The 6,000-nt window shown below is 66.3% G+C and carries 4 protein-coding genes; 1 reads left to right on the forward strand and 3 read right to left on the reverse strand.

Annotated features, from left to right (window positions below; translation table 11 throughout):
• Nucleotides 1-69: 69 nt before the first annotated feature.
• The 3 genes from QMZ26_RS12350 to ilvC are packed head-to-tail and all read right to left on the reverse strand — an operon-like array spanning nucleotide 70 to nucleotide 3,051.
• Entirely contained in the window at nucleotides 70-318 is a 249-nt protein-coding gene (locus QMZ26_RS12350; RefSeq protein WP_283221614.1) for an ACT domain-containing protein, read from the reverse strand.
• The gene (gene ilvG / locus QMZ26_RS12355) at nucleotides 302-2,038 is read right to left on the reverse strand and encodes an acetolactate synthase 2 catalytic subunit (protein ID WP_283221615.1); all 1,737 of its coding nucleotides are present in this window, start codon (nucleotides 2,036-2,038) and stop codon (nucleotides 302-304) included. Before ilvG ends, QMZ26_RS12350 begins: the two co-directional genes overlap by 17 nt.
• A gap of 38 nt (nucleotides 2,039-2,076) precedes the next feature.
• Nucleotides 2,077-3,051, reverse strand: a complete 975-nt coding sequence (ilvC, locus tag QMZ26_RS12360) for a ketol-acid reductoisomerase (protein WP_283221616.1) — start codon at nucleotides 3,049-3,051, stop codon at nucleotides 2,077-2,079.
• A 725-nt stretch (nucleotides 3,052-3,776) separates the two neighbouring features.
• On the opposite strand from ilvC, the gene ggt reads away from it, so the two are divergent.
• Nucleotides 3,777-5,495 (forward strand): gamma-glutamyltransferase, encoded by a 1,719-nt coding sequence (gene ggt / locus QMZ26_RS12365; RefSeq protein WP_283221617.1) that lies wholly within the window; start codon nucleotides 3,777-3,779, stop codon nucleotides 5,493-5,495.
• Nucleotides 5,496-6,000: the final 505 nt, after the last annotated feature.

The raw sequence follows: 6,000 nt of genomic DNA on the forward strand, positions 1-6,000 counted from the left end.
CGTGCGGGCACGGGCGACGAAGAAGACGCCTCCGTGCCGGCACCGTGGTCGATACGGTACGGGTGTTCATCATGCAGCTCCTTCCATGGGTGTCAGCTGTACCGACACGCAGTCGTAGATTTTTTCCATCTGCCGGCACAGCGTTTCCGGCGGCCGCTGGCCATCGACCACCAGCTGCAGGTGCCAGCGTCCGTCATCGGCGGCCACCGGCGCGCCGCTGATCGCGCGCGGGGCGAAACCGCGGCGTTCGGCCATGCCGATCACGCGCAGCAGCGCGCCTTCGGCCGGGTGCAGCACCAGGTCAAGCCGGTATTGCATTGGGGGTCTCCTGGCGGACGTGGGCAGGGTTGCTTTCCAGCATGGTGCTGTTGGCAGTGTTGGGCGGCACCAGTGGCCATACGTTGGCACGCGCGTCGATGGCCACGTGCAGCAGGGCCGGGCCGGGCTCGGCCAGCAGTGCAGCCAGGCCGCCTTCCACGTCGTCGCGGTTGTCGATGCGGGTGGCCGCAATGCCGAACACCTTGGCCAGGGCCACGAAGTCCGGGTTGTCGGACAGGTCGATCTCGCTGTAACGCTCGGCGAAGAACAGTTCCTGCCACTGCCGCACCATGCCCAGCGAACTGTTGTCCAGCAGCACGATCTTCACCGGCAGGCGGCAGCGGGCGATGGTGGCCAGCTCCTGCACATTCATCATGAAGCTGCCATCGCCGGACACCAGCACCACGGTGCGGTCGGGGCAGGCGAGCTGCGCGCCCATCGCCGCCGGCAGGCCGAAGCCCATGGTGCCCAGCGCGCCACTGGTCAGGTGGTTGCGCGGGTGGTTGAAGCGGCAATGCTGGGCCACCCACATCTGGTGCTGGCCGACATCGCAGGCGATGACCGCATCGGCCGGCGCCACTTCGCTCAGCCGCTTCAGCAGCGCCGGGGCATAGATGTGCTGGCCGGGTGCGTCGTAGCGGGCGGCGAAGCGGTCGCGGTGCTGGGCACAGCGCTTGCGCCATGCGTCCTGGTGGGCCTTAGGGGAGGGGAAGGCCGCACGCAGGGCGCGGATGGCATGGCTGACATTGCCCGGCACCGCGACATCGGCGCTGCGCAGCTTGGAGATCTCGTAAGCGTCGGCGTCGATGTGGACCACGCGGGCAAACGGGGCGAACTCGGCCAGCTTGCCGGTGGCACGGTCATCGAAGCGCGCACCCAGCACCAGCAGCAGGTCGCTTTCCTGCACGGCCATGTTGGCCGCGCGGGTGCCGTGCATGCCCAGCATGCCCAGCGACTGCGGATGCTGCGGGGGCAGCGCGCCCAGACCACGCAGGGTCATCACGGTGGGGATGGCGCTGGCCTCGACGAAGTCGCGCAGATCCTGCACGGCTTCGCCCAGGGCAATGCCACCGCCGGCGTAGACGACAGGCTTTTCGGCCGCCGCCAGTGCTGCGATGGCTTCAGCGATCGCTGCATCGGCCGCCGCAGCGGGCGGTTCGACACTGGCCGGCACGTGCGCCGGCAGGTGGCTGGCATCGGCCAGCTGCACGTCCTTGGGCAGGTCGATCAGGACCGGGCCGGGGCGGCCCTCGCGGGCGATGCGGAAGGCATCGGCAACCACGCGCGGCAGGTCGTCGACGCTGCGCACCAGCCAGCTGTGCTTGACGATGGGCAGGGTCAGGCCGAACACATCCAGTTCCTGGAAGGCATCGGTACCCAGCAGCGGGGTGCCGACCTGGCCGGTGATGCAGACCATCGGCACCGAGTCCAGCATCGCATCAGCGATGCCGGTGACCAGGTTCGACGCGCCGGGGCCGGAAGTGGCCACGCAGACGCCGACCTGGCCGCTGGCGCGGGCGAAGCCATTGGCCGCCAGCGCCGCACCCTGTTCGTGGCGCACCAGGATGTGCTTCAGCGACGAATCCACCAGCGCGTCGTAGAACGGCATGATGGTGCCGCCGGGGTAGCCGAACAGCGTACGGACGCCCTCGGCCTCCAGCGCCTGGGTCAGCCAGCGCGCGCCGTTGGGCGGCGCGCTGCGGTGTGTGGGAGAGTTCATGGGGGAACCTTGCAAAGCGGGTGGGGGAGGCCGCGTGGTTACGCGGCCTGTCCTTGCAACCAGACCATCTTGGCGCGCAGTTCCTTGCCTACCTTCTCGATCGGATGCTCCAGGTCGGCCTGCTTGTACTTGTTGTAGTTCGGCAGGCCCGCTTCGTACTCGGCCACCCAGTTCTTGGTGAAGGTGCCGTCCTGGATGTCCTTCAGGACTTCCTTCATGCGCTCCTTGGTGCCGGCGTCGATCACGCGCGGGCCGCTGACGTAGTCGCCGTACTGGGCGGTCTCGGAGACGAATTCCAGCATGCGCGAGATGCCGCCTTCGTAGAACAGGTCCACGATCAGCTTCAGTTCGTGCAGCACTTCGTAGTAGGCGATTTCCGGCTGGTAGCCGGCTTCCACCAGGGTCTCGAAGCCGGCCTGCACCAGTGCCGAGGCACCGCCGCACAGCACCGCCTGTTCGCCGAACAGATCGGTTTCGGTTTCTTCCTTGAAGGTGGTCTGGATCAGGTTGGCGCGGGCGCCGCCCAGGCCGGCCGCATAGGCCTTTGCATGCTGTTCGGCATTGCCGCTGACGTCCTGGTGGATCGCCCAGATGCACGGCACGCCGCGGCCGATTTCATACTCGCGGCGGACCAGCGCGCCCGGGCCCTTCGGCGCCACCAGCACCACGTCCAGGTCGGCACGCGGTTCGATCATGCCGTAATGCACGTTCAGGCCGTGGGCGAACAGCAGGCAGGCACCCTGCTTCATGTTCGGCGCCAGCACCTCGTTGTACAGCTTCTTCTGCACCATGTCCGGGGTCAGCACGGCGACCAGGTCAGCGTCTTTCACCGCATCAGCCGGTGCCACCACGTTGAAGCCATCGGCCTGGGCCTTGGCTTCGGTCGGGCCGCCCGGACGCAGGCCTACCACCACGTCGAAGCCGGATTCGCGCAGGTTCAGTGCGTGGGCGCGGCCCTGGCTGCCGTAGCCGATGACGGCGATCTTGGTCTGGGGCAGTTCGTTGGTGCTCATGGGGGAGGTTCCTTGCGTGGGAAGAAAAAAGACGGCCGGCAGTCGAAGCGACGTACCGGCCGGTCAGGGGAAAACGGTGGGGGAGGCGCCGTGCGTCGCACGGGCACAGCCACCACGAGGCGTCGTGGCGTGGCAGGTCCGGGTTTTGCAGTGGGCGGTGTTCATGGTGGTTGCGTCTGAAACCAGGTCTTGAAATGAAAAAACCCGCACCGGGGCGGGTGCGGGTTTTTGTCGAGTTCCGGTGTGTCTGTTGCTTACACGCTGGCTCGTCCCGCACCTGTTGGTTGGGTAATAAGTACGAGCACGAGAATCGAACGCAGCGAGGCGGCGCCGGTGTCGGCGGCTTCAACGTGGGTTCGCGGTGGCGTGGTGTGGTGCAACATGTGATCGAGAGAAACATGGGCGATTCGGCAGTGTCAACCCTGGCAACGGATATTTTTTTGGTTTCCGCTGCATCCGGCGCAATCGCTTGTGGCACAAGGATGGTTTCCAGCGAAAGTGTTTCGGTGAACCGGAATTCACTCTTTTCATGGGGTTTTTTGCGCGGGAATAAGGGTCTTTCACCGCTGCGCTCGCCGGGCACGGCCCGGCGCTACCGCATCCCGTGCAGGTAGCGCCGGGCCATGCCCGGTGGATTGCCGCTGCCTTCCATGACCTCTGCCCGATACCGCGTGAAGGCCGCAACGGCGAAGATCGGGGGACCACCCTTCCATCGGAACCCGACCGTGTCCCGACGCCTTGCCCGTTCCCTGCTTGCCGCCGCCCTGCTGGCGACCCTGCCGCCCCTGGCTTCCGCCGCCGATCGCATCACCGGCCACACCTTCGCCACCCGCTCGGAGGTGATCGCCCCGCATGCCATGGCCGCGACCTCGCAGCCGCTGGCCACCCAGGTCGCGCTGGACGTGATGAAGGCCGGTGGCTCGGCCGTCGATGCCGCCATCGCCGCCAACGCCACCCTGGGCCTGATGGAGCCGACCGGCAACGGCGTCGGCGGTGACCTGTTCGCCATCGTCTGGGATCCGAAGACCCAGAAGCTGTACGGCTACAACGGCTCGGGCCGCTCGCCGAAGTCGCTGACCCTGGCCGAGTTCCAGCGTCGCGGCCTGAAGGACATCCCCGCCACCGGCCCGCTGCCGGTGTCGGTACCCGGCGCGGTCGATGGCTGGTTTGCCCTGCACGAGCGCTTCGGCCGCAAGCCGATGGCCGACAACCTGGCCCCGGCCATCCGCTATGCCCGCGAGGGGCACCCGGTGGCCGAGGTCATCGCCTACTACTGGGACCGTTCGGTACCGAAGCTCTCGCAGTACCCCGGCTTCAAGGAGCAGTTCACGATCAATGGCCACGCCCCGCGCAAGGGCGAGATGTGGAAGAACCCGAACCTGGCCAACACCCTGCAGCAGATTGCCGACGGCGGCCGCGATGCCTTCTACAAGGGCGCCATCGCCCACACCATCGGCGACTACTTCAAGGCCAACGGCGGCTACCTGAGCTACCAGGACATGGCCGACCACCATGGCGAGTGGGTTGAACCGGTCAGCAGCAACTACCGTGGCTATGACGTGTGGGAGCTGCCGCCGAACAGCCAGGGCATCGCCGCGCTGCAGATCCTCAACGTACTGGAAGGCTACGATTTCTCGAAGATTCCGTTCGGCTCGCCCGAGCACGTGCACCTGTTCGTCGAAGCCAAGAAGCTGGCCTTCGCCGACCGCGCGCGCTTCTACGCCGACATGGCCTTCCAGCCGGCACCGGTGCAGAAACTGATTTCCAAGGACTACGCCGCCCAGCGCCGCGCGTTGATCTCGATGGACAAGGCGCTGAAGGAAGTGCAGCCGGGCACGCCCAAGCAGCTGGAAGAGGGCGACACGATCTACATGACCGTGGCCGACGCCGACGGCATGATGGTGTCGCTGATCCAGTCCAACTACCGCGGCATGGGCAGCGGCATGGCACCGCCGGGGCTGGGTTTCATCCTGCAGGACCGCGGCGAGATGTTCGTGCTGCAGAAGAACCACCCCAATGGCTACGCACCGGGCAAGCGCCCGTTCCAGACCATCATCCCGGGCTTCATCACCAAGGACGGCAAGCCCTACGCCAGCTTCGGCGTGATGGGTGGCGCGATGCAGCCGCAGGGCCACGCGCAGATCGTGATGAACCTGGTGGACTTCGGCATGAACCTGCAGGAAGCCGGCGATGCGCCGCGCATCCAGCACGAGGGATCGACCGAACCGACCGGGCAGGCGACGGCGATGAGTGACGGTGGCGAAGTGAACCTGGAAACCGGCTTCCCGTACGAGACGGTGCGCGCGCTGATGCGCAAGGGGCATCGCATCGTGTTTGCCGACGGCCCGTATGGCGGCTACCAGGCGATCATGCGTGATCCGGAGAGCGGGGTGTACTACGGCGCTTCGGAGAGCCGCAAGGATGGGCAGGCGGCGGGGTACTGAGGTTTCCGGCCAACGGGCTGAGCCCCCTCTGCGGTGGTGGTGGTTTCAGGGATGCTTGGCTTGGCCGGGCGGGTGGATTGTCTGGGGGACGCCGTAAATACGTCCATGTAGGCTCGGTCGCCGCATCCATGCGGCTCACGCCCCCAGCCAACCCACCCGCCCGGCCACGGACAGTTTCCGTGGCCGCCGCAGAAAAAGAAAAAAGAAGAGCAAAGGCAAAAGCAACGGCCACAGCCGCGCGCTTTGGGTTGGGGTCGGATCCGTTTTCCGCAGGAAAACGCATCCGACCCCTTCTTGTTTTCCGATACACCTCATCCACGCATGGCGTGGAGAACCAACCGTCACCGGGAAACTGTCGGGGGGGGGGCGGGGGGGGTGGGCAGGACCGTTGGCGCCATGGATGGCGCCATCGAGCCCCCATGGACGGGTTGTGGTGGTCTAATCAACTTGGACACTCGATAGGATCAATTTCGAGGATCGAGATAACCCATGGCAAAACAGATCA

The organism is Stenotrophomonas sp. PFBMAA-4 (genome assembly GCF_030053215.1).
In the GTDB taxonomy this organism is placed as follows: domain Bacteria; phylum Pseudomonadota; class Gammaproteobacteria; order Xanthomonadales; family Xanthomonadaceae; genus Stenotrophomonas.

Coding starts and splice junctions, on each gene's coding strand:
- QMZ26_RS12350 (WP_283221614.1), bottom strand. CDS start 318: ATGCAATACCGGCTTGACCTGGTGCTGCACCCGGCCGAAGGCGCGCTG.
- ilvG (WP_283221615.1), bottom strand. CDS start 2,038: ATGAACTCTCCCACACACCGCAGCGCGCCGCCCAACGGCGCGCGCTGG.
- ilvC (WP_283221616.1), bottom strand. CDS start 3,051: ATGAGCACCAACGAACTGCCCCAGACCAAGATCGCCGTCATCGGCTAC.